Source organism: Moraxella sp. CTOTU49803 (assembly GCF_032097965.1).
Taxonomy (GTDB): Bacteria; Pseudomonadota; Gammaproteobacteria; order Pseudomonadales; family Moraxellaceae; genus Faucicola; species Faucicola tetraodonis.
In genome coordinates this window covers 232622-258937 of the sequence record NZ_DAMCJP010000001.1, presented here as the reverse complement: position 1 = coordinate 258937, position 26316 = coordinate 232622, and the positions used below count along the sequence as shown (strand labels likewise).

Annotated in this window: 28 protein-coding genes; 8 read left to right on the top strand and 20 right to left on the bottom strand. The window is 42.5% G+C overall.

What is annotated here, in order from left to right:
* Positions 1–62: 62 nt before the first annotated feature.
* On the bottom strand, positions 63–224 hold the full coding sequence (locus RT422_RS01160) for a hypothetical protein (RefSeq protein WP_007116336.1): 162 nt from the start codon (positions 222–224) through the stop codon (positions 63–65).
* A gap of 454 nt (positions 225–678) precedes the next feature.
* On the opposite strand from RT422_RS01160, the gene RT422_RS01155 reads away from it, so the two are divergent.
* Positions 679–1737 carry an ABC transporter substrate-binding protein gene (locus tag RT422_RS01155; protein ID WP_313420956.1) on the top strand — a complete coding sequence of 353 codons (1059 nt, stop codon included), beginning with the start codon at positions 679–681 and terminating at the stop codon, positions 1735–1737.
* A 79-nt stretch (positions 1738–1816) separates the two neighbouring features.
* Here RT422_RS01155 and RT422_RS01150 read toward each other — a convergent pair whose 3' ends face one another.
* Positions 1817–2326 (bottom strand): hypothetical protein, encoded by a 510-nt coding sequence (locus RT422_RS01150; protein ID WP_313420954.1) that lies wholly within the window; start codon positions 2324–2326, stop codon positions 1817–1819.
* 480 nt (positions 2327–2806) lie between these two features.
* Here RT422_RS01150 and RT422_RS01145 point away from each other — a divergent pair, with 480 nt between their 5' ends.
* From RT422_RS01145 to RT422_RS01130, 4 genes are all read left to right on the top strand, one after another.
* Complete coding sequence (locus tag RT422_RS01145) at positions 2807–3835, top strand: ABC transporter substrate-binding protein (RefSeq protein WP_409520104.1); 1029 nt, start codon at positions 2807–2809, stop codon at positions 3833–3835.
* Between the two features lie 180 nt (positions 3836–4015).
* Positions 4016–4921: an ABC transporter permease gene (locus RT422_RS01140; protein WP_313420953.1), complete on the top strand. Its 906-nt coding sequence runs from the start codon at positions 4016–4018 to the stop codon at positions 4919–4921.
* Between the two features lie 73 nt (positions 4922–4994).
* The gene (locus tag RT422_RS01135) at positions 4995–5789 is read left to right on the top strand and encodes an ABC transporter ATP-binding protein (protein WP_036593505.1); all 795 of its coding nucleotides are present in this window, start codon (positions 4995–4997) and stop codon (positions 5787–5789) included.
* A 214-nt stretch (positions 5790–6003) separates the two neighbouring features.
* Entirely contained in the window at positions 6004–6336 is a 333-nt protein-coding gene (locus tag RT422_RS01130) for a hypothetical protein (protein ID WP_159676071.1), read from the top strand.
* A gap of 76 nt (positions 6337–6412) precedes the next feature.
* Here the strand turns inward: RT422_RS01130 and radA are convergent, their stop codons facing one another.
* From radA to RT422_RS01070, 12 genes are all read right to left on the bottom strand, one after another.
* On the bottom strand, positions 6413–7810 hold the full coding sequence (radA, locus tag RT422_RS01125; RefSeq protein ID WP_050324120.1) for a DNA repair protein RadA: 1398 nt from the start codon (positions 7808–7810) through the stop codon (positions 6413–6415).
* 174 nt (positions 7811–7984) lie between these two features.
* Positions 7985–8419 (bottom strand): PACE efflux transporter, encoded by a 435-nt coding sequence (locus RT422_RS01120; protein WP_099833711.1) that lies wholly within the window; start codon positions 8417–8419, stop codon positions 7985–7987.
* Positions 8420–8457: 38 nt separating this feature from the next.
* Positions 8458–9201 (bottom strand): LPS export ABC transporter ATP-binding protein, encoded by a 744-nt coding sequence (gene lptB, locus RT422_RS01115; protein WP_099833710.1) that lies wholly within the window; start codon positions 9199–9201, stop codon positions 8458–8460.
* 57 nt (positions 9202–9258) lie between these two features.
* A complete protein-coding gene (lptA, locus tag RT422_RS01110) occupies positions 9259–9768 on the bottom strand; it encodes a lipopolysaccharide transport periplasmic protein LptA (protein ID WP_099834480.1) in 510 nt (169 codons plus the stop codon).
* Positions 9769–9951: 183 nt separating this feature from the next.
* Positions 9952–10524 carry an LPS export ABC transporter periplasmic protein LptC gene (gene lptC, locus RT422_RS01105; protein ID WP_313420949.1) on the bottom strand — a complete coding sequence of 191 codons (573 nt, stop codon included), beginning with the start codon at positions 10522–10524 and terminating at the stop codon, positions 9952–9954.
* Between the two features lie 165 nt (positions 10525–10689).
* Positions 10690–11214 (bottom strand): KdsC family phosphatase, encoded by a 525-nt coding sequence (locus RT422_RS01100; protein WP_062334430.1) that lies wholly within the window; start codon positions 11212–11214, stop codon positions 10690–10692.
* A 57-nt stretch (positions 11215–11271) separates the two neighbouring features.
* Positions 11272–12240 (bottom strand): KpsF/GutQ family sugar-phosphate isomerase, encoded by a 969-nt coding sequence (locus RT422_RS01095; RefSeq protein ID WP_313420947.1) that lies wholly within the window; start codon positions 12238–12240, stop codon positions 11272–11274.
* A 299-nt stretch (positions 12241–12539) separates the two neighbouring features.
* On the bottom strand, positions 12540–13082 hold the full coding sequence (hfq, locus tag RT422_RS01090; RefSeq protein ID WP_313420945.1) for an RNA chaperone Hfq: 543 nt from the start codon (positions 13080–13082) through the stop codon (positions 12540–12542).
* Between the two features lie 148 nt (positions 13083–13230).
* On the bottom strand, positions 13231–14283 hold the full coding sequence (gene miaA, locus RT422_RS01085) for a tRNA (adenosine(37)-N6)-dimethylallyltransferase MiaA (protein ID WP_060994786.1): 1053 nt from the start codon (positions 14281–14283) through the stop codon (positions 13231–13233).
* 39 nt (positions 14284–14322) lie between these two features.
* Positions 14323–15900, bottom strand: a complete 1578-nt coding sequence (gene mutL / locus RT422_RS01080; protein ID WP_313420942.1) for a DNA mismatch repair endonuclease MutL — start codon at positions 15898–15900, stop codon at positions 14323–14325.
* Positions 15893–16330 (bottom strand): tRNA (adenosine(37)-N6)-threonylcarbamoyltransferase complex ATPase subunit type 1 TsaE, encoded by a 438-nt coding sequence (tsaE, locus tag RT422_RS01075; RefSeq protein WP_076774430.1) that lies wholly within the window; start codon positions 16328–16330, stop codon positions 15893–15895. The genes mutL and tsaE overlap by 8 nt, the downstream gene beginning before the upstream one ends.
* Before the next feature lie 78 nt (positions 16331–16408).
* A complete protein-coding gene (locus RT422_RS01070) occupies positions 16409–17002 on the bottom strand; it encodes a 6-pyruvoyl trahydropterin synthase family protein (RefSeq protein ID WP_007116356.1) in 594 nt (197 codons plus the stop codon).
* 326 nt (positions 17003–17328) lie between these two features.
* Here RT422_RS01070 and RT422_RS01065 point away from each other — a divergent pair, with 326 nt between their 5' ends.
* The 3 genes from RT422_RS01065 to RT422_RS01055 all read left to right on the top strand — a co-directional run bounded on the left by RT422_RS01065 (position 17329) and on the right by RT422_RS01055 (position 20982).
* A complete protein-coding gene (locus RT422_RS01065; protein ID WP_040403691.1) occupies positions 17329–17964 on the top strand; it encodes a response regulator in 636 nt (211 codons plus the stop codon).
* 3 nt (positions 17965–17967) lie between these two features.
* Positions 17968–19611, top strand: a complete 1644-nt coding sequence (locus RT422_RS01060) for a sensor histidine kinase (RefSeq protein WP_313420939.1) — start codon at positions 17968–17970, stop codon at positions 19609–19611.
* 204 nt (positions 19612–19815) lie between these two features.
* Complete coding sequence (locus tag RT422_RS01055) at positions 19816–20982, top strand: acyl-CoA desaturase (protein WP_007116360.1); 1167 nt, start codon at positions 19816–19818, stop codon at positions 20980–20982.
* Between the two features lie 88 nt (positions 20983–21070).
* Here RT422_RS01055 and RT422_RS01050 read toward each other — a convergent pair whose 3' ends face one another.
* The 6 genes from RT422_RS01050 to rpsA all read right to left on the bottom strand — a co-directional run bounded on the left by RT422_RS01050 (position 21071) and on the right by rpsA (position 26269).
* A complete protein-coding gene (locus RT422_RS01050; RefSeq protein ID WP_284034414.1) occupies positions 21071–21820 on the bottom strand; it encodes a histidine phosphatase family protein in 750 nt (249 codons plus the stop codon).
* A gap of 114 nt (positions 21821–21934) precedes the next feature.
* The gene (locus RT422_RS01045) at positions 21935–22726 is read right to left on the bottom strand and encodes a metallophosphoesterase (protein WP_284034413.1); all 792 of its coding nucleotides are present in this window, start codon (positions 22724–22726) and stop codon (positions 21935–21937) included.
* Positions 22727–22743: 17 nt separating this feature from the next.
* Positions 22744–23469 carry an orotidine-5'-phosphate decarboxylase gene (pyrF, locus tag RT422_RS01040; RefSeq protein WP_284034412.1) on the bottom strand — a complete coding sequence of 242 codons (726 nt, stop codon included), beginning with the start codon at positions 23467–23469 and terminating at the stop codon, positions 22744–22746.
* Positions 23470–23510: 41 nt separating this feature from the next.
* Positions 23511–23870: a LapA family protein gene (locus RT422_RS01035; protein WP_313420935.1), complete on the bottom strand. Its 360-nt coding sequence runs from the start codon at positions 23868–23870 to the stop codon at positions 23511–23513.
* Positions 23871–24031: 161 nt separating this feature from the next.
* On the bottom strand, positions 24032–24328 hold the full coding sequence (locus tag RT422_RS01030; protein WP_007116365.1) for an integration host factor subunit beta: 297 nt from the start codon (positions 24326–24328) through the stop codon (positions 24032–24034).
* A 270-nt stretch (positions 24329–24598) separates the two neighbouring features.
* Entirely contained in the window at positions 24599–26269 is a 1671-nt protein-coding gene (rpsA, locus tag RT422_RS01025) for a 30S ribosomal protein S1 (protein WP_313013348.1), read from the bottom strand.
* Positions 26270–26316 lie beyond the last annotated feature (47 nt).

Here is a 26316-nt window from a genome sequence, read left to right as displayed (position 1 = left end):
GATTACCAGCGGTTTTTTTATTAAGCTATCCTAAATATCAAAAAATCGATAATGTAGTCCGATTAACGGTCGCTTTTGCTAACGCTAATGCGAACAGGTATAGATTTTCGATTGGCTCTAACCGGATTAGCTGACTTATTATATTGGCAATAATGGGGTGCTTCAGCCGAAGGTAGAATAGCACCAACTACTAATACGCCTGCCATCAAGTTTGATGAGTTCATATAGCCTCCTTGTTGAGTTAGTGTACGATGATTCCATCTGTGAATCATTTACCTTTACTAAGCACAGACATGTTTAACTTAATCAACGCTGCAACGAATCGTTTAAAAAAGATAAATAATGCTGCGAGTAGAAGTTGTATTCTAAAAGATATCGAAAGATTTTCATACCATTTTATTATGACAATTTCATGAAATATCCAATTATTTTGATTCTTTATGTTTCAATTAAGGTCTTTTTGTTTCCATTAAGCGCTTTATGTAATTAAACCTACTCAGACAGCAATATTTACAACATTTTTTTAAAAGACTAATGTTCATAAAAACCGCTAAACAATAAAAAAACTTATGTATAATATGTATAGAGGATAGCAAACTTTCATTTATGTTATAGCAAACTAGTACGTTGAAATGATATACTCTGCTCACAAAACAATTTTGATGATTGGGGAATACTATGTTGTCATTCACACGCGGTCAATTATCCGCTATCTGCGCCCTTCTTGGTTTATCTTTAGCCGCCTGCTCACCTCAGAAACCACCCGCGCAAGCTGCAGACACGTATAGCAAACCCTCAGCCACTGCCAGCCAAAAACCCAATAAAACCATCGCCATTTCTGCGATTGTGGCGCACCCATCGCTCGACGCCATTCGCCAAGGTATCCTTGATGAATTGGCTGCTGAAGGATATATCAAAGGGCAAAATCTGACGGTAAATTTTCAGTCAGCACAAGGCAATACAGCAACGGCAGGACAAATCTCCAAGCAATTTGTTGCTGATAAACCTGATGCCATCGTGGCAATCTCCACCCCTACTGCTCAGTCGTTGGCTGCCGCTAGCAAAGAGATACCGATTGTTTATACAGCAGTGTCAGATCCTGTCGCTGCCAAGCTCATTACTCAACAAAACACCCCGACTCAGCCCAACATCACAGGTTTATCCAGCCAATTACCGCTAGCACCGCAGCTTGACTTTATGCAAAAAATCATGCCGTCAGCCAAATCCATTGGCTATGTGTTTAGTGCAGGTGAGATGAATTCGGTAGCGCTACGAGATAAACTCAGCATTGCGCTACCAAAGCGTGGCATGAACTTAGTGGATATCCCAGCCAACCGTCCCACTGATATTGCCATGGCAACTAACAGTCTTGGCGGCAAAGCCCAGTTGATTTATACCTCAATGGACAATAATGTGGCGTCGGCATTTGAATCAATGGTGCAATCAGCCAATGCGTTAAAACTTCCCATCATCGCCTCCGATGAGTTTAGCGTCCGCCGCGGCGCTACGGCAGCACTCGGTGTCAATGATTATGACTTTGGACGTACCACAGGCAAAATGGTAGGCAAAATTTTGGATGGTACACCCGTCACTCAAGTTAAACCCGAAGTGATGAACCAATTAACTTTATATGTGAGCCCAAAACATGCACAAGCACAAGGCTTAACACTAAATCCTGAACTATTAAAAGGCGCGATTAACGTTGATACTACACCCGAGCGAAAAATTGACAAATAATTGTTATGGGTAAATAAGAAAAAACCCGCCTAACTAAATAGACGGGTTCTTCAAACTGGGCAGTGAAACGATGCGTCATTTAAAGCACATTTAAAATAACACGTGTTGCTTCAAGCACATCAAGTACGCGGTTGTCAACACGTAGGCGCACTTCACCTGGACGCGGGCGACTGATAACCTTTGCCTGGCGATAAACATTGTTATTTAACACATAAACATTACGGTCATTATATCGCTTGACAGTGTAATAACGATTGTCTAGCTTTTTTGCCCAGCCTGGTGGTACCGCTTTACCACGTGCGACATTTTTTTGTAGACCTGGGGGCAATTGGCGATACTGCTCGTGGGTTAGGTAGCGACCACTGCGACTATCGTAGTATCGATTATCGCCTCTGTAGCGGTCTCTATCATGGTTTGTGTTGTAGCGTCGGTTTTCTTTGCGGTCATCTTTATAGTGTTTTTGTTGCTGTTTCCAGTTTTTGTCTTGTTTATATTGAGCTTTACCATGACCAGGATCTGCAAAAACAGCGGGTGAAGCCATAAACGAGCCCGCTAAAAGTAAGCTAGTTAATAATGTCGATTTTTTCATTGTCATACACCTTTATCTGTGTTGGATAAGTAATTTTGTATGAAGCTATATTATGAAATTAAAATGTAACTTAATATGACAATGCTGTGGTAATTTTCTTTCTACTTAAAAACAATGCGCTATGACTTATTAGTTAGCTTATGACTTAGCGAATTATTATTAAAAAATGATACATTAGCGAAATAAGGCAGATTTTTATGTTATAGCAATTTATCAGATAATGCCTTTTTGGCCAGTTACCCAAAGCTTTAATCATGGTTGGCAAACTTGACCGCTGTATATAACGCTATGCGGCTGCAAAATTAGCTGATAAAATGTAAATAATGTTTAACAATGCTGTATGATATTGTTATTGAAGTGTAAGATTTTCCTTTTTAATATTTACCTTTTTATTACCTTTTTAATTGTTACCCTATGGATGGATTTTTGGAGTGATATATGTTGAACGCTACATTTGGTGTTTCTCGTTTAACCAAAGCAATGATGCTAGGTGGAATTTGTATGGCAAGCCTGCTGGGCTGCAGCCAATCTAACAATAAAACAGCTGATGCCAGTACTGCAAGCACAGCAAGCGCAACGACAGCTGCGTCATCAGGCGATACCAAGTCTGTTGCTATCACAGCAATCGTTGAGCACCCAGCATTAGATGCCGTTCGTCAAGGTGTGATTGAAGAGCTTGGCAACGAAGGCTTTAAAGAAGGTCAAAACCTTAAAGTAAATTTCCAATCAGCCCAAGGCAATACGGCGACTGCCGGTCAGATTGCCAAACAATTTGCTGCGGATAAACCCGATGCCATCGTTGCCATTGCTACCCCATCGGCGCAATCCGTCATTGCAGCGACCAACTCAATTCCTGTAATCTTCTCTGCGGTTACCGACCCTGTCGAAGCGAAACTGATAAAATCTTGGGAAGCCTCTGGCACCAACGTGACAGGCGCATCAGACATGTTGCCACTGGAGCCACAGATTGAGCTGATGAAAAAAGTGGTACCAAATCTCAAATCAGTCGGCTATGTATACAGCCCCGGAGAAGTCAACTCAACGGTGGTACTGAAAGCGCTTGAAGCAAAATTTAAACCTATGGGTATTAGCATCGTTGCGGCACCTGCACAGCGCACTACCGATATTCCGCAAGCAACTCGCGGTCTACAAGGTAAAGTTCAGCTCATCTATACCTCACTTGACAACAACGTAGTATCCGCTTATGAGTCGCTTTACCAAGCGGCTAAAGAAATCAAAGTCCCTCTAGTGGCGTCCGATACTGACTCCGTTGCCCGTGGTGCAGTCGCGGCGATGGGTATCAACTACAAAGACTTAGGCATCGAAACAGGTAAAATCGTTGGACGCGTCCTAAAAGGCGAGAAACCAGGTACCATCAAGCCTATCACGATGAATAAGCTTGACTTATACCTTAGCCCAAAACACGCGCAAGAAGTCGGTATTACGCTGCCACAAGATTTAATTAGTCAGGCAGCACAAGTAGAACCTGCGCCAAAAGCTAAACAATAAATCATTCGTTAATGTTAGCTGTTTTAATGTGATTGCAAATTTAATTTCCCAGTGGCAACTAAAGTTTCAAAGCGCGTATTTGTACTTTAGTCGCATTACGCTTAATGCCACTTGGTTTACCTTAACACCTGACTGCTTGTTAAATTAACAAGCGGTCTTTACTTTTTTGTGTGAACAGTTATGTCGTTACTTGCTTTATTTGGTGCCCTAGAAAGTGGTCTAATCTATGCGTTAGTGGCTTTGGGCGTATACATTTCATTTCGGGTGTTAGATTTTCCAGATTTGACCGCGGATGGTAGTTTTCCCTTAGGCGGTGCTGTCGCAGGCGTGGCAATCATCGCGGATGTCAACCCTTGGCTGGCTTGTATCTTTGGTATGCTTGCTGGGGGTGTTGCAGGTTTGGTAACGGCTTGGCTACATGTCAAACTTGGTATTTTACAGCTGCTCTCCAGTATTTTAGTGATGGTCGCGCTGTATGCCGTCAATTTGCGTATTATGCAAGCGCCAAACTTGGCATTGCTCGGTGAGCCAACGATATTTGGCGAACTGGTGACCGATAGTAATGGCTATTGGATGCGCTGTGTGGTGATTGGTGGTGTGGTGATTGCTGCCAAGTTTTTCTTGGATTGGTTCTTTAGCACTGAGATGGGCTTGGCAATGCGGGCAACTGGCTCTAACCTTAGAATGTCACAAGCTCAAGGGATTGCTACCTCTCGTAGTATTTTGCTTGGGATGGCGATTTCTAACGGGCTGATTGCGCTTGCTGGTGCGATTTTTGTGCAAACCCAAGGCGGTGCCGATATTTCCATTGGTGTTGGTACCATTGTGATTGGTCTTGCTGCCGTTATCATTGGTGAAACCATCATTCCTGCCAAAAAAATGCTGTGGATTACCCTATCTGCTATTGTCGGGGCGATTCTTTATAAATTCTTTATCCAAATTGCGTTGTCAAATGATACTTTACGTGCGATTGGTTTTGGTCCTCAAGATGTTAACTTAGTCACCGCACTACTGGTTGTGGTTGCTTTAATCCTACCAAAAATCAAATCAAAAATTTTAAGCAATCGCCATAAGCATGCTGCTTAACTTGGTATCAAAGAGTTGATTTTAACTTTGGCACTTAACAACTTATAAAGTAAAAGTAAAAGGACAATGCCTTATGATGAACGCAGACAACCTACGATTGACCTTCAATCCTGGTACGCCCATTGAAAACCCTGCCTTACGTGGTATCAGCCTGCGTATTGAGGCGGGTGAATTTGTCACGGTCATTGGTACCAACGGCGCAGGTAAGTCGACGTTTTTAAATGCCGTCGCTGGCACTATTCGGGTCGATAGCGGTAAAATTACCTTAAACAATATTGACGTGACCAAAAAATCTGCCCACCAACGGGCACATTGGGTAGCACGCGTTTTCCAAGACCCAATGGCAGGTACTTGTGAAGCCTTAACCATTGAAGAAAACATGGCACTTGCTTACAAGCGTGGCGAATCGCGTTTTTTAAAAGGCGCATTGAATCACAAAAACCGTGAAATTTTCCGTGAAAAACTGGCGATTTTAAAATTAGGGTTAGAAAATCGACTCACTGACCGTATGGGTTTATTATCAGGCGGGCAACGCCAAGCGGTTAGCCTATTAATGGCATCCCTGCAGCCGTCAAAAATTTTACTACTCGATGAACACACGGCTGCCCTTGACCCAAAAACCGCCGCTTTCGTCTTGGAACTGACCGATAAAATCGTCCAAGAAAACAATCTCACCACCATGATGGTCACTCACTCCATGCAGCAAGCGCTCAATCACGGCACGCGCACCGTCATGCTACACCAAGGGCAAGTGGTACTAGACGTATCAGGCGATGAACGCAAAGGCATGACTGTTCATGATTTACTCAATATGTTTGAACGCACCCGCGGCGAAGTGGTAGAAGATGACAGCTTAATTTTGAGCTAACTTAACTGGGCCCAATTAAATAAGATGGGTTAAATAGAATAAGTTAAATAAACGCTAGCCCTTAACAAGATGAAGATGGATAACATAAGTTATCCATTTTTTTACACACAGTGATAAATTAATTCTTCATAATAACACTGGATAAGCAAGCAGTGACAATACTGCTATTTTCCCTAAATTTTAATTATAAAAAACGATAAACTTTGAGGTCACTATGTTTGATTTAAAATCGCTTGTTACGAAAGCTGTCGAAGACAAAACGTTAAATGTCAATGAATACATCTTTATGCCAGAGCGCGTAGATATGATGGTAAAAGATGGACGGTTAAGCTGTGTACTAAACACCAATGGTAAAGTTGATTTTATTTACCATAAAAGTGGTATTACCGAAGTGCGTTCAGGTCTACGTAAAAGCCCGTTTACCTCGTTTCGCAATGAACTTCACTATGGCGTGTATGATGATGTGGTGGATGAAGTGATTGAAGCAGTTGAAAAAATCATTGGCAGTCAATCCAAATACTTTAATTTTGCCGCAGATGTAGAATAAAAAAGTCAATTATAAAAAAGCTGAAATGTTACTTTTCAGCTTTTTTATGTCTTTTATTTATAGATGATTCCTTTATTTATAGATGATTAAAGGCGCTATCAATCGCATCGTCTAGTCGCTCAACTGCAATGATTTTGAGACCTTGATATTGCTCTAATTGCGTTTTGGGTGCATTGGCTTTGGGTACAATCGCATGGGTAAAGCCATGTTTCACCGCTTCTTTTAGACGCTCTTGACCATTGGGAACAGGTCTGATTTCACCCGACAAGCCCACTTCACCAAATACTGCCAGGGTATAAGGCAAAGGCTTTTCCTTGATACTAGACGCACAGGCCAATAAAACCGCCAAATCTGAGCCGGTTTCAAGCACCTTGACCCCGCCTACCACATTGACATACACATCTTGCCCATTGGTTTGGATACCGCCATGGCGGTGCATGACTGCCAGCAACATGGCTAAGCGCTGATAATCTAAACCTAGTGCCATGCGCCTAGGTTGTCCTTGAGATTCATCGACCAGCGCTTGTACTTCAACCAGTAGCGGCCTGGTACCCTCACGGCTAACCATGACCACTGAGCCTGCAATCGGTTTATCATAGCGACTTAAAAATATCGCCGATGGATTTGCCACTTCTTTGAGTCCTGCATCCGTCATGGCAAAAATGCCCAACTCGTTGACGGCACCAAAACGATTTTTCACCGCACGAATCATTCGAAAACGGCTGTCCGATTGCCCTTCAAAATACAGTACCGCATCTACCATATGTTCTAGCACGCGAGGACCTGCCAGCGCCCCTTCTTTGGTCACATGCCCAACCAAAAATAACGCTGTACCCGTTTGCTTGGCATAGCGCGTCAGAATCGCCGCTGATTCACGGATTTGACTGACACCGCCTGGTGCGGATTGGATGGCTTCGGTAAACAAAGTCTGAATGGAGTCAATGATAGCGACGGCTGGTTGCTCTTGGGTCAAGGCTTGGCAGATCATTTCAACATTGGTTTCTGCCAATACTTTTAAGTTGTTATTGGGTAGTCCCAAACGACTAGCCCGCATCGCCACCTGTGACAACGATTCTTCACCCGTGATGTACAGCGCACTTCCTGCTAGACTTTGATTTTCTGCCATGTGAATCGCCGTCTGTAGCAAGATAGTGGATTTGCCAATACCGGGATCACCCCCAATCAGCACCACAGAACCTGCCACTAAGCCACCGCCTAACACCCGATCAAACTCACCAACACCCGTTGGTAGCCTAGTATCGAGCGACATGGGCACTGCATTAAGTGGCATGACGCTCGATTGTTCGCCTGCGTAGTTGCTAGCTTTTTTGGTGACAGGTTTATGATGTGGCATGCTGACCGTCGGCGCTTCGACAAGGCTATTCCATGCGCCACATTCGGCACACTGTCCCGACCATTTACCAAAGTTTGCGCCACACTGTTGGCACACGTAGGATGATTTTGATTTTGCCATAGATTCCAATTTGCAATGAAAAATTTAAAAATAAAGAATAAAGAAACTTAAAGCGTATTGATGGTGGTGAGAGGGATAAACTATGCGATGAAATTAATACGATGACATTAATGCAATGAAATTAGGGATAGCGAGCTATGTTTGGCACACAAGTTTTGACACGCAAGATTGCTGTTATTTGCGACTATATTTATGGGCGACCAGGTCATAAATCCAGTAAAAAATAAACCCATACACCAAAATAAGTAAGGTCAACGAAATATCGAGCATAAACGCCTGCCACAGTCCAATATTCATCACCCACATGACCAGTGGTAAGGTAAAGCCCAACAAGCCACCTTCAAACCCCACTATATGCAGTACCCTTAGCCATATCGGACGAGCCAGTTTTTCACCGGTAAAAAATTTATCAAACAATAAGTTATAAATAAATGTCCAAATCATGGCGATGAGCGAAATGCCAATCAGCAGCGCCAATATACTTGAGTTATGCTGCGACTCACTACCCGTAAAGCCAAAAAGGCTGAGTAATTTTACCCAGCCTAATGATAGCAGTATGGCGATTGTCTCAAATAAAATCGCTTGCCAAATGCGTGCTTTGGTGGTCATCACGTTTTGCTTGCAACCATCTTACTAAACCCTGCTTGCTAGACCATGAAGTTTTCACCCAAGTAGACCTTACGTACCAACTCATTGTCTAAAATATGCGCTGGCGTACCTGCCGCAATAATTTGTCCTTCACTGACAATATAGGCATGTTCACAGATAGCCAAAGTCTCACGCACATTATGATCGGTAATCAGCACGCCGATGCCGCGCTGTTTGAGCTTAATAATTACTTCTTTGATATCGCCTACTGAAATCGGGTCAACCCCCGCAAAAGGCTCGTCAAGCAAAATAAACTTGGGATTTGAGGCAAGGCTACGGGCAATTTCACAACGTCTGCGCTCACCGCCAGAAACGCTCATCCCCAATGAGTGGCGCACATGACCCAAATTAAATTCCCCAATCAGCTGCTCAAGTTGCTGCTGCTGCCCCGCTTTATCCAAATCTGTGCGAGTCTGCAAAATCGATAAAATATTTTCTTCAACGGTTAATTTGCGAAAAATTGACGCTTCTTGCGGTAAGTAGCCAATGCCTGATGCGGCGCGCTCGTGCATGGACAATGCCGACAAATCTTGATTGCCCAGCTGTATCTGCCCTTTGTCCATATTGACCAAACCAACGACCATATAAAAGCTGGTAGTCTTACCCGCCCCATTTGGACCGAGTAACCCAACCACTTGCCCTTGTTCTACGGAAAAAGACACGTCTTTAACCACCCAACGCTTGCCATAGCGTTTGGCAAGGTGCTGCATGATTAGAGTCTGGTTGGCTTGCGGTTGCGACATAATAAATCCTAGAACTAAACAATGGCAATGAACAAAGCGAAAGCAAGTTAAACAATACTAGCGATTACGAACGCCCACACGGTTGCTCGCTTGTGGCGGAAACACCAGCTCAACTCGTTGGTTATTCCCTGCTTTTGCCTCAATATCACCCACTTTTAGACTGTAATGGATGACATTGCCAGAAAAACTACCGCCATTTTGGGTCAAACGCGCATTACCCGTGAGGGTGACAAGCCCTGTTTTGACATTGTAATCAATTCGATTCGCCTGACCTTTCGCTAAGCCCTTTTCTTGTGTCACAATTTGTTGGATAGTGGCAGGACGCCCTGTTGCGACTGCACTTTCGATGGCGCGGGTTGGCGTCAAATTGACGGTTAAATTATCAGCCGCCATTTTGAGTGTGCCTTGGGTAATGGTGACGTTGCCTGTATAGCTTGTCACCCCAGAGCGCTCACTGTACGTCGCTTTGTCTGCCAACAACCGAATCGGCTCATTGGCGTCTGATGGCAGGGCGTTTGCCACGTTCGATGCCGCAAGCATGCCAGCAACTACCACACCGCCAGCCATTATTAATTGTCGAGTCTTCACCACAATCATGTTAAACCTTTTATATAAAAATTTTAAAATCAACAATATAGATTAAATTAGCACCGAAGTTAAAGATTTTTGATACTCACTTAAGTCCCGTCAACATCGCAACTGAGTTGCTGTCTTAACAGTAGCCACTCTACTCCATAGAGATAGGGTTAGCTACTGTGCAGGTTGAATCATCACACTCACTTGTCCAAAACCGTAATCACCCGTTGCCAAGTCACCACTAAATTGTTTGGCATCAAACCGATTATTCCCATGGATAAAGGTCAGCGGTTCATTAGTCATCACTGTATTATTGACCAAATCACCGACAAAGTTTTTACCTATCATTTTAACAGGCAAATTCAACATACTGGTATTTTGGGTGAGCAACGGAACGCTAGTTAAGGTCACGTTACCTATCAGTTTGGCAATCTGCTTATTTTCATCCAATTGCGCTTGGTCTGCCACCAAGGTTACTTCACGCTCATTTTTTGGACGGATAACAATCTGTGGCTTGGACATCACGGCGGTATTGGCATTTTGGTAATGGGTTACCTGCGCCGCTGTTAACTGATAGCCGACACTACCTGTTTCGGTCGTTTGTAGCGCTTTAATTTGCTCTGCTTGGTAATCAATATCGGTCGGTTTGAGTGATACTTGGGTCAAGCGAGCATCGTTTTGCGTATAAAAATAGGCCGATACGATAATAAATAATAAGCCTAAAATAAATAGCGTTTTTGTTGACACGATTGCCACCTAACATTGCCAAAAAATTTGATAAAAATGGACGTTACCACACTAAGCCGCATACGCCAAATCACTTAAAACAAATCACTTAAACTAAACCACTTTCAAAAAAAATCACTTAGAACAAATCCCTTAGCATAAATCCCTTAAACCAAGTTATATGACCTAAACCACATAACTGGCCAAAATATCATCGTAATGACCCGTTGCTTTTAAAATCAAATCACATAACTCACGAACTGCCCCTTCTCCGCCTGAGCGCGTGGTAACCATGTCGACCCGTTTGATGACTTCGCCATTAGCATTTGCCACGGCTACAGCAAATCCGACGGATTGCAAGGCTTTGATATCTGGCCAATCATCACCGATATAAGCACATTCTGCTAGCGAGATACCAATCTTAGCTAACAATTCATTGAGCGCCGTCAATTTGTCTTCCCGCCCTTGCACTAGATGGGTAATTTTTAATTCTTTGGCGCGATGCGTGACAATGGCGCTAGTGCGACCCGTTATAATGGCAGTTTGAATACCTGCTTGGTGAATACGCTGAATACCAAAGCCATCTTGAACATTAAAGCCTTTGGTTTCAACACTGTTGGCATCATAGATAATTTTTCCATCGGACAACACACCATCCACATCCATGACCAATAGTTTAACGTTTTTTGCTTTAGTGAGCAGACTTTGCATGACCTTATCCTTATTATTGTAAGCCTAGTTACTTTAAAAGTAGTTATTTTAAGCCTATTAATTCACACCCGCATGCAGTAGCTCATGCAAGGTCAAAATACCCGCTAAAGTCTTATCATCATTAATGATTAATAGCTGATTTATCTTTTGTTCATTCATTAATGTCAGCGCATCAGACGCACGCATATCAGGATTGACGGACTTTGGATTGGTTGACATCACCTCACTAATCGGCGTATCAAGCCCCAATTGGCGCGCTAAGCCACGGCGCAAGTCGCCATCGGTGAATACGCCCACGACTTGATTGTTTGCATTGGTAATCACCGTCATCCCCAGTCTGCCACCCGTCATGCTGAACAAGGCTTCGTTAAGCGTCGAGTGCTCATGAATGGTTGGCAGATTATTCACATGCATCAAGTCTTTTACTTGGGTTAATAATTTGCGACCCAATGCCCCCGCAGGGTGTGATAAAGCAAAATCTTCTGAGGTAAAATGCTTACTATGCACCAACGCAACCGCTAACGCATCTCCCAGTGCCAAAGTAGCTGTAGTACTGGATGTCGGTGCCAATCCAAGGGGACAGGCTTCTTCAGACGCCCCTAAAGTCAACGCCACATCGGCAGATCTTGGTAAAATACCACGTTTGTCACGGCTGATACTAATGAGCGGAATACCCAGTTTTTTTACCACGGGCAGTAACGTGCGGATTTCATCTGACTCACCTGAGTTCGAGATGCCAATTAACACATCGCCTTTGACCAACATGCCTAAGTCGCCATGACCTGCTTCACCAGGATGCATAAAAAAAGACGGCGTTCCCGTTGAGGCAAAAGTCGCTGCAATTTTGCGACCAATAAGCCCTGACTTACCCATGCCTGTCACCACTACACGCCCCTGACAGTTTTCAATCAAATGGCAAGCGGTCACAAATCGTTCATCTAGCTGTTCAATCAGCAAATCTAAAGCATGTTGTTCTGTTTTGATAGCGTCTTTGGCATGCTTTAAATAATCAACCGATGCATCCAAGATAATTCCTCACTAATTTTTCAAAATCACTTTTTGTGCGCTTAATCGCTCAGCCATCAGCAACCTTAAAAGCTAAAATTTAAAATTTTTCAAACTGTATCATAGCGCAATTTAAGCCAATATTCACGGGATAAGTCCGAAAATACATATTTTGACAACATTTCATCGAGTTTATATTAACAATCTAGGCATTGCTAAATCAGTTCCAAATAAACTATAAAAGACAAGTTATAAAAGCTATAAAAAATGGCGAACACTGATAGGGTTCGCCACGTAATATCATGTTTAGAATTTAAAAATTAATACTTGTCTTCACCATTGCCGTTGGCATCATCGTCAAAATTAGTATCATCTTTGGCAGGCTCAAAATTCATAGTGTCATAGCCGCTATCAAAACCACGGTCAGTAAAACCACTGCGATCATACGGTGCTTGGGCAAACCCTGTACGCTCGTGCGAATAGCCACGTGGGTCATTGTCATAACCACCATCAAAGCCGCGGTCACCAAAGCCCGCACGATTAGCGAACCCTGTGCGATTTGCGCCATAGCCTTGTGGTTCAAAACCGCCTGTTTGACCAAAGCCCAGTTGGCTAGATTGGCCGTATCCACTTGCCCCTGGCATTGGCGTGGCTGAACGGGGATTACGGGCAGGTACTACCGTTGAAATGGCGTGTTTGTAGACCATTTGACTGACGGTGTTTTTGAGTAATACCACATATTGATCGAAAGATTCGATTTGACCTTGAAGTTTGATGCCATTGACTAAAAAAATAGACACTGGAATACGGTCTTTACGTAAAGAGTTTAAGAAAGGGTCTTGTAGTGTTTGACCTTTTGACATAGGTTTCTCCCAGAAATAAACAGAAAGTTGGTTAAATTATTATATTTTTAAACGAATTTTTAATTATACCTTATTAGCTTAATATGGATTGTCGAATCACCATATTAGATAAGCACTCAAATAGTATCACCCAAGCATGTCACTGCTGTTAACTTGTTTTTATTAGCAAATTTCTTGCTTGATCAATAGTTGCCAAGGGTCTGATATCAAAACGCTCAACCAATTGTTGTGTGCTAACCAGCTTACGCATCCATGTATATTGGCGTTTTGCTAGCTGCCTTGTAGCATATAATGCCTCATTTTGCATAGTTTGTCTATAATCTTGAATTGGGGAGCTGTGCGTGTTTAGTAAAAAACGCGCCACATCATCATGAAAATTTTCTTCATTATTATCATATGTAAACAATGTTGTATTTTGTATTTTTTCTAAAAAATCCCAAGCTTGCCGGTAGCCAACGCAGCGCATGGATGGCAGATCAGCCCTGAGGTGATATCGTTGTCGCAGGGCAATCACTTCCTGCAAAAAGCCTTGTTGCCACATGATATCTAACCGAAGTGCGATGCGCTTGTGTAACCAATCACGATCTGGCATCACGGCTAAAACTTGCCAACGCTGATTTGGATTGTCGGCTAACGCCCTAGCGGGCTGGTTTTGCCAAGCGCTTAATGGCTTGCCTGTTTGTAGATAGATTTCCACCGCTCTGCCAATTCTTTGGGTGTCTGTGGTTTTGAGTTGCTTAGCAAGGATGGGATCTACCCGGGTTAAATAAGCATGTAGCTGTTCTATCCCCTGCTTGGCAATCAGTTGGGTGACTTGTTGGCGAATCTCAGGCAAGGTTGCTGGGATATCATTGATACCTTGAATCAGTGCCATATAGTACATCATGGTACCACCCACCAGCACAGGTGTTTTATTTTGCTGATGAGCAAGATTGATATGATAGTCCACATCGCTTACAAACTGCGCAACGCTGTAACTTTGCTCAGGACTGATGATGTCAACGAGGGCATGTGGATAGTGTGCCAATTCTTCACGTGTCGGTTTGGCAGTACCGATATTCATATCCCGATAAATCAAGGCAGAATCTACCGAAATAAGACGATATTTGCCTGTTTCGTAGAGTTCATACGCCAACGCTGTCTTGCCGCTGGCAGTAGGTGCTATAAGGCAAATCACGTCTTGTCTATCGGCTGTTATCATAGCTTATTCTGGGGATTGTTAAGGTGAATAGGGAGGTAACTAGGGATTAGGTAAATGCGACTGCGACAGCAGCCATTGTAGCATGTCAGCTTCACTGACTCGAATGGCATTATCGGCAATGTGGGTAAAATCAGCTTGATTCAAATAAGATTGAACATAGGCTTTATCATCACTGTCTATATGATGATATTGTAAATCAATCAGATAAAAATATCCTTGCCAAAAAATTAAAGCAAAAGTTTGATGCTGGTTTTCACATTGATGCTGTCTTTCAAATTCATGCTTGTTTTCAAATAAGGTTACTAGCTGTATCGCGTCGCTATCCGTTAACCTATCAACAGCACCCTTTCTTGCCACCTGATAAATCGACTGATTTTCGGCAACATGGGTTAGCTCATGGGTGGCGTTGGGTTTCTCACCGGTCTTTATATACTGAATGGACGTAGCTTCACCTGTAGGCAATTTTTGAAATTTATCGACGTTACTGTCATCAGTTTTTGTCACGCAAGCTTGCCGTTGCAGGGTATTTAACTCAGTCATTTTAGGCTGCAATTGCTCTAGCATATGCTGAGACAACCAAGCTAATATATTGGTCAATGGTTGGATTTTGACTTGTTGTTTACTCGGGTGAATATTGACATTTATCCACTCGGCAGGCAGCTCAAAAGACAACGCATAGCCCATTTGTAGCGAATTATCGATGCCAATCCCTAGCTTGCGACCCACTTTTTGTATGGCTTGGCTAATTGCCATATCACTGACCAAACGATGATTGATATAAATCAGTTTTGGCAGATTATTCTTATGGGCGATAAAAAACCAGCCGGTGACTTGGGCACTTAACTCCTCTGTCTGTGCTTGTAAACCTTGCAGCGATAAATAAAATGGCTGTGCAATGTTAGCCAATGGCAAATTTAACGCTTGTTCAAGGCGCACCAAACTAAACGCGGGCAAAAAAGGCAATGCAGCACCCTCTAAATTTTGGTGAGGGGCTTGGGCTGACTGCGTCAAGCTAAAACGCAACTTGTCTTGATGATATAATTCAATCTGCACATCGGCAAAACTAATCGCTAATCGCTGCACGACTTGTTCAATATGGGCAAATTCTGTGGCGATACTTTTTAGGTGCGAGCGTCTGCCTGGCACATTGAAGTACAAATCGCGAACGCTGACACACGTGCCGCGATGTTTTACGATAGGACGAATAGTAGCTTGGCTTACCTCACTACCGCTCACGCTCAGCTGCTGCCCTATCCCGCTGTCGTTGTGACTACTGGTTAATGTCAGATGCGATATCGCTGCAATGCTCGCTAGTGCCTCGCCGCGAAAGCCTAAACTATGAATACCAACCAACTCATTGACATTAGCAAGTTTACTGGTAGCATGGCGAGTGACTGCAAGCGTCATGTCATCAGGATGAATCCCCATGCCGTTGTCACTAATTTGAATCAACCCAAGCCCGCCTTGTTCGATATCGATGCGAATATGAGTAGCGTTGGCATCGATAGCATTTTCAATCAGTTCTTTGACCACAGAAGCAGGACGCGTGACTACCTCGCCAGCGGCGATTTGGTTGATAAGCAGTGGGGATAATTTATGAATACGGTTGTCAGGCAAAACTTATCGTCACTTCTCGTTGTTCGTCATCCAGGCGTTTGATATCAAGGGTGGCATTGGGCGGCGTCAAATAGCCTGCTGCACGACTCGCCCATTCAATAATCACCAAACTATTTGGCTCATCTTGATATTCATAAAAACCGATAAATTCCAATTCTCCAGGATCATTGAGACGGTATAAATCGGCGTGGTAAACCGGCTTAATTGTACCATCGTCCTGCGTAATACGATAAGGTTCAACCAGGGTAAAAGTCGGACTTTTTACCGCGCCTGTATGACCCATTGCCTGTAGCCAATAGCGGGTAAGCGTGGTCTTGCCCGCACCCAAATCACCCGACAGCCAAACGCTACCGGTCACATTCATTTCGGCAAGCTCTTTAGCTAAGGCTTGGGTGTCGGTTTCGGATTTTAGGAGGATAGTTTTATTCATGTCGATTAATTTCCCAACTTGCCCAATGTTTGTCCTAAATCAAAAATCGTTACAACAACCCCGTCAGATACCAACAGCTTAGTCAACTTGTAACACCACTGTCGGATTGACAAATTTCTCGCCTTTTTTTAATTTGTCATACATGTTTGGGTCATGCCATTCGGCTTTTACTTGCTCGCTAAATTCAAAATCACCCAGCGTCAACGCGCCCATTTGGGCATTATCGACATCGTCTTCAAAGCACTGTGCATAACCTGTGGCTGTTTCGTGGGCGATGACGGAATACACTTTAACATCGGTTTCGCCGTTTTGCATTTGGGTTTGTTTTAAGATTTCTCTTGCCCAAAAAAACACCACGCGACTAAACTGCTCTGCCGAAGGCGAAACAGGCAAACTAATCCAGCGCGCGCTAAATTTTTTGCAGGCGTCAATATAGTCGGGGTCATCTTTATCCCAAAAACAAATAGCATGATCAAAACTATCAATGATGTCTTTGATCGATGATTTTAACAGCCCAAAATCGTACACCATTTGCCCGTGATCGAGGCGGTGCGCTTCTAAAATCAGCTCGATTTGGTAACTATGCCCATGAATCGAGTACTTGCAGCGATCGGAGCTACAATTGCGCACGATATGGGCATTTTCAAATTTAAACAGCTTTCTAATTCTCATAATAGGATTCGCATTTTTTTAGCAGTAATAAAGGGTTGAATGCTGACTATTATAAAGCTATTGGGCAAGTTAAGCGAATTTTAGTCATGTATGCAAATTTGCCTACCTAAATTTACCCATAACCCAAACAAAAAATCTCGTCACATTTAAGACACTAACTCACGTCTTAAATCGTTAACTGTGCTAATATAAAAACTTGGGGATAGACAGTTATTTTTGAAAAATGAGTTTTCTTTAGCTGACTCTTTTTTATATAAAGTCTTGTTGATACAAAACTTTGTTGGCATAAAGATAAGCAAAGATAAGCGCGGTGGAGATAAAAAATGATGATTAGAGTATTGGTCGTTGACGATCATGATTTAGTCCGGATGGGCATCGTACGGATGCTGTCAGATAGCCCTGACATTGATGTGATTGGTGAGGCTGCCGATGGTGAAACCGCGATTATCAAAACCAAACAATTAAAACCCGATGTGGTATTACTTGATGTCAATATGCCTACCATTGGCGGGTTAGAAGTCACCAAGCGCTTGCTGCAAACCGATAAAAACACCAAAATTTTGGCGGTCAGCTCTTTGGTTCAGCAGCCCTACCCATCCATGCTCATCAAAGCAGGAGTGAGTGGCTATATCACCAAAGGGACACCGCTTGATGAGATGATTAAAGGCATCAAAAAAGTCCACCAAGGCGGGCGTTATTTTAGTGCCGATGTTGCCGAGCAGCTTGCTGATATTTTATTCACTGACAATTCAGAGTCGCCATTTGATGCGCTAAGTGAGCGAGAAATGCAGGTGGCGATGATGGTGGTCAATTGCAAAAGTCCACAGCAAATCGCCGATCAGTTGTTTGTGAGTGTCAAAACAGTCAATACCTACCGCTATCGTATTTTTGAAAAGCTTAATATCGACAGTGATGTCAAACTTACCCATTTGGCTATGCGTCATGGTTTAGTTCAACCCTAAACCATGATTACCAATCCTGCGTTTTCATCGCTATTTGACAAGCCAAACACCCACGATAAAACCAAAAAAATCGGTAACGTCTACAATGGTTACCGTATTATTATTGCTATCTTTTTTTCCTTTAGTTTTATGTTGGCATTAAAAAATGCCCAGCATGACTATTGGGTATTGATTAATCTTTTTCCCACTTTTTTCTATTTTTTGTTTAGTATTGCTTTATTTATTTTGTATTATTTTTATCCCAAAAATCCGCTGTTGATGGTCGGGCTAACTGTCGATGCGCTGGTACTCACTACCATGTTGTATTTTAGCGGTGGTAATGATTTACAAGTGATTTTGCTGTTTTTGGTGCAAGTTGCGGCGGCCTTTATGTTGGTGCGCTCCAACCAAGCTATTTTGCTCACTATTTTTGCCATCACGCTGGTTATTTATCAGCAGTTTTATCAAACCCTAAAAAACGATGTGAACTACGCGCTGGTTAACAACGTGGCTTCGATGGCGATTAGCTTTATCGGGGTTGCTTATTTAAGTTATACGTTATCCAAACGGCTTAAACAAATTGAGCTGCTCTCTGAGCGCCAAGTCAATGAAGTCAATGCGCTAAATGCCATCAATAATAAAATTGTGCAAATCATTGATCAAGGGGTGGTGGTATTATCCCACGATTTAGAAATTTTTATCGCCAATGATACCGCACTCGAACAACTACATCTGCCCAAGGCCCTTGATAATTTTAATTTACTAGACATTTCCCCCTTATTAGCCGCAAGACTTGCACCCATCATCCAAGAGCCTGAAGAAACTTTAATAGTGCGGCTCGGCGCAGCGACTGCTAGCACACCTTTGGCCGTTGGCATTGAGCCCAATCACCAAAGCTTTAATGACTTGCGACTTCGTATCACCCAATTAAGACAGCAATATGCCATTATTTTTATTGAAGATTTACGCCACGAGTTTAGCCGCGCGCAGCAGTTAAAACTTGCGTCGCTGGGGCAATTATCCGCCAGTATTGCCCATGAGATTCGTAACCCGCTGGCAACCATTAGCCAAGCCAGTCAATTATTAATGGAGGAAGTTAATGAGGCTGACAGTGGCTTATCCGATGATAATATCCTGCTATATGAGATGATTTATCACCAAACCATTCGGGTCAATAAAATCATCGAAGATGTGCTTAAATTATCTCGTCAGCAGCGCCCTAATTTTGTTTATATTGAACCCAAAACTTGGCTAAACGATTTTATACAAGAAAACTTTAGCGGGCAGAATATTTTTCTGCACTGCCATACTGATAAAGGCTTTATGTTTGATAACTATCAGCTAGCACAGATTTTGGTCAACCTCATCAATAACGGGCTGCGTTTTAGTAGCAAAACCCAGCCCCACGGCTTTGTCACCCTTGAAGTGTATGAATCTGGCAAATCTATCCATATCGATGTGATAGATACGGGTCACGGCGTTGCCAAAGAAAATATTCAGTATTTATTTAATCCGTTTTTTACCACCGATAGTCAGGGCACGGGTCTGGGGCTTTATTTGTCGCAGGCCTTTTGTCAGGCAAACTATGCCAATCTAGAATATGTACGAAGTGAGGGGCAAACTTGCTTTCGGATGATTTGTCAAACCAAAACTTTACCGTCCGTCTAAAATATCTTTGTAGCTAAAATTTTTAATTGAATTTTTTGGCTAAAGCATTCATATTACAGTAAGTTTATCGATATCAATTTAGCAAAATTGTCGGGAATTTGAGTGTATATGTGTTCACTTTTTTCCATTTTTTCAGTACAATATAGCGTCAATGATTAAAAAAATACATGTCGTATTTTGATCATCCTCAGGACATTTATCTCTATGGCACAACCTCAATCTTTTGAAAACGCGCCCATCAATTGGATCCCTGCGTTTGTCTTAATTAGCACGCCTTTGGCGGCTTTATTGATTGTACCTTATTACTTGTGGACACATAGCGTCAGTTGGCAAGTTTGGGCAATTTTCGCATTCTTTATGGCTTGGAATGGGTTAAGTATTACAGTTGGTTATCACCGTTTATGGTCACATCGTACTTACCAAGCGCATCCGATTGTCAAATGGTTCCTTCTGATTGGCGGCACCTTAGCTGTTCAAGGCTCGGTATTTGACTGGTGTGCAGGACACCGTTTACACCACCGCCATGTCGATGATATCTATCAAGACCCCTACTCTGCCAAGCGTGGCTTTTGGTTCTCACATATCGGGTGGATGCTCAAAAACTACCCAAGCGGCCATTATGACTACAAAAATATCCCAGATTTAAAAGCTGATCCTGTGTTAGTGGCGCAAGATAAATATTATGCCCTGTGGATTTTATTGGCCAATATTGGCTTGCCAGCGTTGTTTGGTTGGATGGTGGGTGATATTGCAGGTACCTTAGTACTTGCAGGGCTACTGCGTTTGGTGTTAAGCCATCATTTTACTTTCTTTATCAACTCGCTTTGCCATATGTTTGGTACCCGTCCTTATACCGATACCAACACCGCGCGTGATAATCCGATTCTGGCGATTTTCACTTGGGGCGAAGGCTATCATAACTACCACCACTTTTTCCAATACGACTATCGCAATGGGGTAAAATGGTGGCAATATGATCCTAGTAAATGGATTATTTATGGCTTGTCAAAAATCGGTTTGACTTGGGATTTAAAACGTGTCCCAGATGTTACTATTCAGCATGCGCAAACAGAAATGGCATTCAAACGTGCTGAGAAAAAAGTTGCGACCTTTTCAGGGAATTTAACCAGCGACTTTCAAGTGATAAAAGATCGTTTAAACAGTGAACAACAAGCCTTTAAACAAACGATTGCAGAATGGCAAGCGTTAAAAACGCAAGCCATTGAGATGAAAAAAAATGAGTTTGCCCAGCGTATTCATGAAGTCGATGATAAGCTAAAAGACCAATTTAGTGGTATTGAGGATAAACTTCGCAATCATGCTCAGCAAATTGAAAATTTGGTTAATCATTTAAAAGGCAAACATGTTTGATTAAAACATAAACATGTTTAAAGGTTGACTGTGTCAAAAAAGGTAGGATAAAGTCCTACCTTTATTTTTATGGTTTTTTGGGTATCGATTAGTCTTTTAGCGGATAAGAGGGTGAAAATGGGTCTAACAATTCAATCAATCGGCGTTCATAGCACTGCCCGCGCCAAATAAAATGTACTTTTGCATCACTAAAGGGTTTATCATCAAACCACAAAAACACCCCTTCCATCATTTTTGGCCAATCATCCCAGCTAATTTCACCCACGCCCATCATCACCGCTAAAAACGCTGACAATAGCGTATCATGACTAACCGCCAATAATAAATGTCCGTGCTTTGGCTGATGCTGAAATAAAAGCGCTAATAAATCCAAACCGCCTTTATGTGGCGCTTTAATCCCTGCCATATCGCCCGCCAAAAAACGATTGATAAAATTGAGCGCACCAATTTGTTTGAATACCTTACTCACTTCTTCATGGTCAACCACCAAACTACCGGGCTCTACCAACAGTGATTGGTGCGACACATTTCTAGAGATGCCGGCCCCTGCTTGCATTAAAATCGCGGTATCAATACAACGTTGTATCGGGCTACTGATGCTATCTACATCCATCGAGTAATCTAAGTTGGCAGCCAACCAACGCCCCCAAGACTCCGCCAACACTCTACCTTTTGGTGTTAGTGGCAAGGCATAACTGGCAAAGCCATTCTTATCTGACATCTCGCGCAATGAATGACGGGTAAATAGTATTAGTCGCTCATTTCTCGGCAGTAGCTTAACCGATTCAATCATACTGGGCGGTAAATGAGCAGGCATGGTGTTGATTGAATTAGACATTTAAATACGCATTCCTTATATCTTTTTATCTTTGCACCATAAATTGATACTATAAATTGATGAGGTCAAAAATTTAAGCGATTAAATGGGATGTTACTGGGGGAAACTTGCCAATCATACCATGACTTCAATGACTTTGTGCCAGTCAAAAACTATCCCCGTACTACTGATTTCATTGGGGTAGGCTCTGGGATTGACAATAACACGTGTATGACCTTGCTGATAATCAAACGCTTCATGGGTATGTCCATGTAGCCAAATATCAGGCGCAAAGTCGCTCTGTAGCCATTCGCTCAAATCAACGACAAATCCCGCATTACTGGGAAAATTGGCATACTTTGGCGCGATAGATAATGGGCTGATGCTGTGATGTGTCATGACCACGGTGGGCATAGTATCTTTTTGGCTTTGTTTTAAGGCATTTTGCAACCATGCCCTCTGCCGCTGATGAATAGATACGGTATCTTGGGGCGTTAACAGTCGGTTATCATAATAAATCTCGCGATAATCACGCATAAACTGCTGAGCAATCTCTAACGTATTATCTTGTGGTTGATATTGATAATCCGTCCAAAGCGTTGTACCAATAATTCTAACACCCATAAATTCAAAGCTCGTGCATTGTAAAAAATGTACTTGCGTATCTTGGGTCAATGCCTTTATTTGGGCATCTAAATCAAGAATATTATGACCAAAATACTCATGATTGCCCACAATCACAAAAATTGGTTTCTCAAGTCGCTTTGATTCGCCGATAAGCCATTCGATGCCCAAAAGCCCATTGGATGTGTCGCCCGCTACTAAAATAGCATCGGCATTTGTATAAGGGATTTCACCAATCGGCAAATCCCTTCTTGTATAGCTATCAATATGTAAATCACTTAACACTTGAAAACGTACTGGCATACATGACTCGAAATTGATTATTTTAACGTATCCAAGATATAATGCAGTTTGGCGGTGGGATCCGCTGCTGCCGTGATTGACCGCCCAATGACCAAATAATCAGACCCATTTGCTATAGCATCTTTGGGCGTGCAAATGCGGGCTTGGTCATTACTGGCGTCTTCTGGTAGTCTAATACCTGGGGTGACTAAAAGAAAATCCTTGCCGCATAAACCTTTAAGCATATTGGCTTCTTGTGCAGAGCAAACCACCCCATCAAGCCCAGATTGCTGCGTCAATAATGCTAGTCGCTTGACATGATTTTCTACCGAGTCGGTAATGCCCACCTCAGCCAAATCTTGCTGTGACATAGAGGTCAGCACCGTCACCGCAATGACTAAAGTTTGGTAGTTTTGCGCCGATAAACGCGCTTTCACCGTTTGCATGGCGGTGCGCCCCGCACTGGCATGTACATTGACCATCCATACCCCCAAATCAGCCGCCGCTAATACTGCCTGTGCGGTGGTGTTGGGAATATCATGAAATTTTAAATCCAAAAACACCTCAAAATCACGCTGATGTAAGGCTGTCACTAAGCTACTACCATATTTGGTAAACAACTCTTTGCCAACTTTCACTCGGCACAATGTAGGATCCAATTTATCCGCCAAGCTTAGTGCCTGACGGTCATCCATGTTATCTAATGCCACAATAATGGGTGACTTAATGAGTGATGTTGCTTGCGGTACTGCCACTTGATTCATAACAAACTGACTCGTTTTTTCAATTCGATAGCATACATTGCTTATCGTATGGGTGGTAAATTAGGGTTGGCTGCGGTAGGAGCAATCGTTGCATTGCTGGTTTGCGCTAAATGCTGTTCATAATTATGCTGTGTTTGCATCAATTTTTCTTGGGTTTGATTTAATTCTTTAGATAAGCGCTGATTTTCCAGTTTCATCTGTAAGACACGAAATAAAATCACACCTATCAATAGCCCCGCGATGACCCCTAAAACAATGCTAATAATCAGCAGTAACCCCAAACTCATTTGTGGCACTTGGCTAAACAGTAAATTTACTTCGACTTGGTTGTTATTCACCAATACCAGCATCAATGAATAACCAATGACCACGAACAACAAAATCGCTAACAGATAACGCATAGTTTTCTCCTTGGTTATTTTAATTAATCTACATTTTTGAATACCACTATTATTACAGATAATTCAAAAAAAAGAGTGGATTTTTTGTCCACTCTTTTTTGATCAATCATATATTAAACCATAGCGTAAGTTCAATAACGTTAAATGACTCAAAACCGCAACTAACGATGATGATTGACTGCCTCTCGCAATGCTTTGCCAGGTTTAAAATGGGGTATGGCTGTTGCTTTCACGGTAACTTTCTCGCCTGTTTTAGGGTTGCGCGCCACACGTGGCTCACGATGATGCAAACTAAAACTACCAAAACCGCGTACTTCGACACGTCCGTTTTGAGATAAGGTATCGACCATCAAATCAATGATTTGCTTGGTGGCTTCCTCAATGGTTTTTTCTGGTATATTCTCACATTCACTTGATAATCTAGTGATCAAATCAGATTTGTTTAACACTTTTTCCATACTACCCCTAACACGCTAAACGTAACTGTCGTAATCTAAATTACAGAATGATTGTTTTAAAAACTTCGTTAAAGTCCAATTTCATCCAATAATCTAATAACAATTCTAATAATGAAAAATTACATTTCATTACTTTTCTTCGCATATTATAACAAAACCGCACTAAATTCGTCGTCTTTTTTTAGACTAAATCTTTCATTTTGTTACCTAAAAGGCAAAAATAAAAAAAGCGACTAAGTTAGTCGCTTTTTTTATTGCTCACAAAACCGATTATTGGTTTTGTTGTTGCTCTTTGATTAAGTCACCAATCGTTTTTGGTTGTGCATCTGCCGCAGCATTTGAACTTAATGCTTTGATGGCATCACGTTGTTCTGCTTCGTCTTTTGCACGAACTGATAGATTGATACCGCGAGTTTTGCGGTCAACGCTGACAATTTTCGCTTCAACTTCATCACCGACATTAAGTACAGTGGTCGCATCATCTACTTTGTCTTGTTGGATTTCTGAAGCACGTAAGTAGCCTTCTACATCGTCAGCCAGTTTTACTTTAGCGCCTTTGGCATCAACGTCAGTTACCACCCCTTTTACTACCGCACCACGATCATTTGATACTAGGTATTCATTGAATGGGTCGCTGTTAAGTTGTTTGATACCTAAGCTGATACGGTTAGCTTCTGCATCTACAGACAAGATGACCGCTTCAACAGTATCACCTTTATTGTAGTTACGAATCGCTTCTTCACCACTTTCAGTCCAAGAAAGGTCTGATAAGTGAACTAGACCATCAATACCACCTTCTAGACCGATAAAGATACCGAAGTCAGTGATTGATTTGATAGTACCAGATACTTTGTCGCCTTTTTGGTGGTTCTTATCAAACTCTTCCCATGGGTTTGGCATGGTTTGTTTGATACCTAGGCTGATACGACGACGGTCTTCATCGATATCCAGGATTTGAACCATGATCTCGTCACCGATTTGTACCACTTTTGAAGGATGGATGTTTTTGTTGGTATGATCCATTTCAGAAACGTGTACCAAGCCTTCGATACCATCAGCGATTTCAGCAAAACAACCATAATCAGTCAGGTTAGTTACACGTGCTTTAACGTTAGTACCTTTTGGATAGTTGTTAAGAACGTCTTGCCATGGGTCAGTGCCTAGTTGTTTTAGACCTAAGCTGACACGGTTACGTTCACGGTCAAATTTTAATACTTTAACTTTTAATTCTTGACCCACTTCAACCACTTCTGATGGGTGCTTGATACGGCGCCATGCCATATCTGTGATGTGTAATAGACCATCGATACCACCTAGGTCTACGAATGCACCGTAATCAGTTAAGTTTTTCACCACGCCGACCACTTCTTGACCTTCTTCAAGGTTAGATAGTAATGCTTCGCGCTCTGCTGAGTTTTCAGATTCCATCACAGCGCGGCGGCTAACAACGACGTTGTTGCGTTTTTGATCCAGTTTGATGACTTTAAATTCTAGCTCTTTGCCTTCTAAGTGCGCGGTGTCGCGTACTGGGCGAGTGTCCACCAATGAACCTGGTAAGAACGCACGTACTGAACCGATATCAACCGTGAAACCACCTTTAACTTTACCAGAGATAAGACCGGTTACGATCTCATTGTTTTCGTAAAGTTTTTCAAGTACGTTCCAAGTTTCAGCACGTTTTGCTTTTTCACGTGACAATAGGGTTTGACCCATGCCATTGTCAACCGCGTCTACAACGACTTGAACTTGGTCGCCAACTGCTACTTCAAGCTCGCCTTGTTCATTCAAAAATTCTGAACGCGCAACGATACCTTCTGATTTTAGACCCGTATCTACGGTAATCCAGTCGCTATCAATCGCAACTACTTGACCAGAGATAACTGCACCACGTTCTACGTCAAGTACTTGGCTTGCTTCAAACAGTTCAGCAAATGATTCCATCATAAAATTTACCTTTGTATAGCCGTAGCCTGTCCAGCACAGTACGG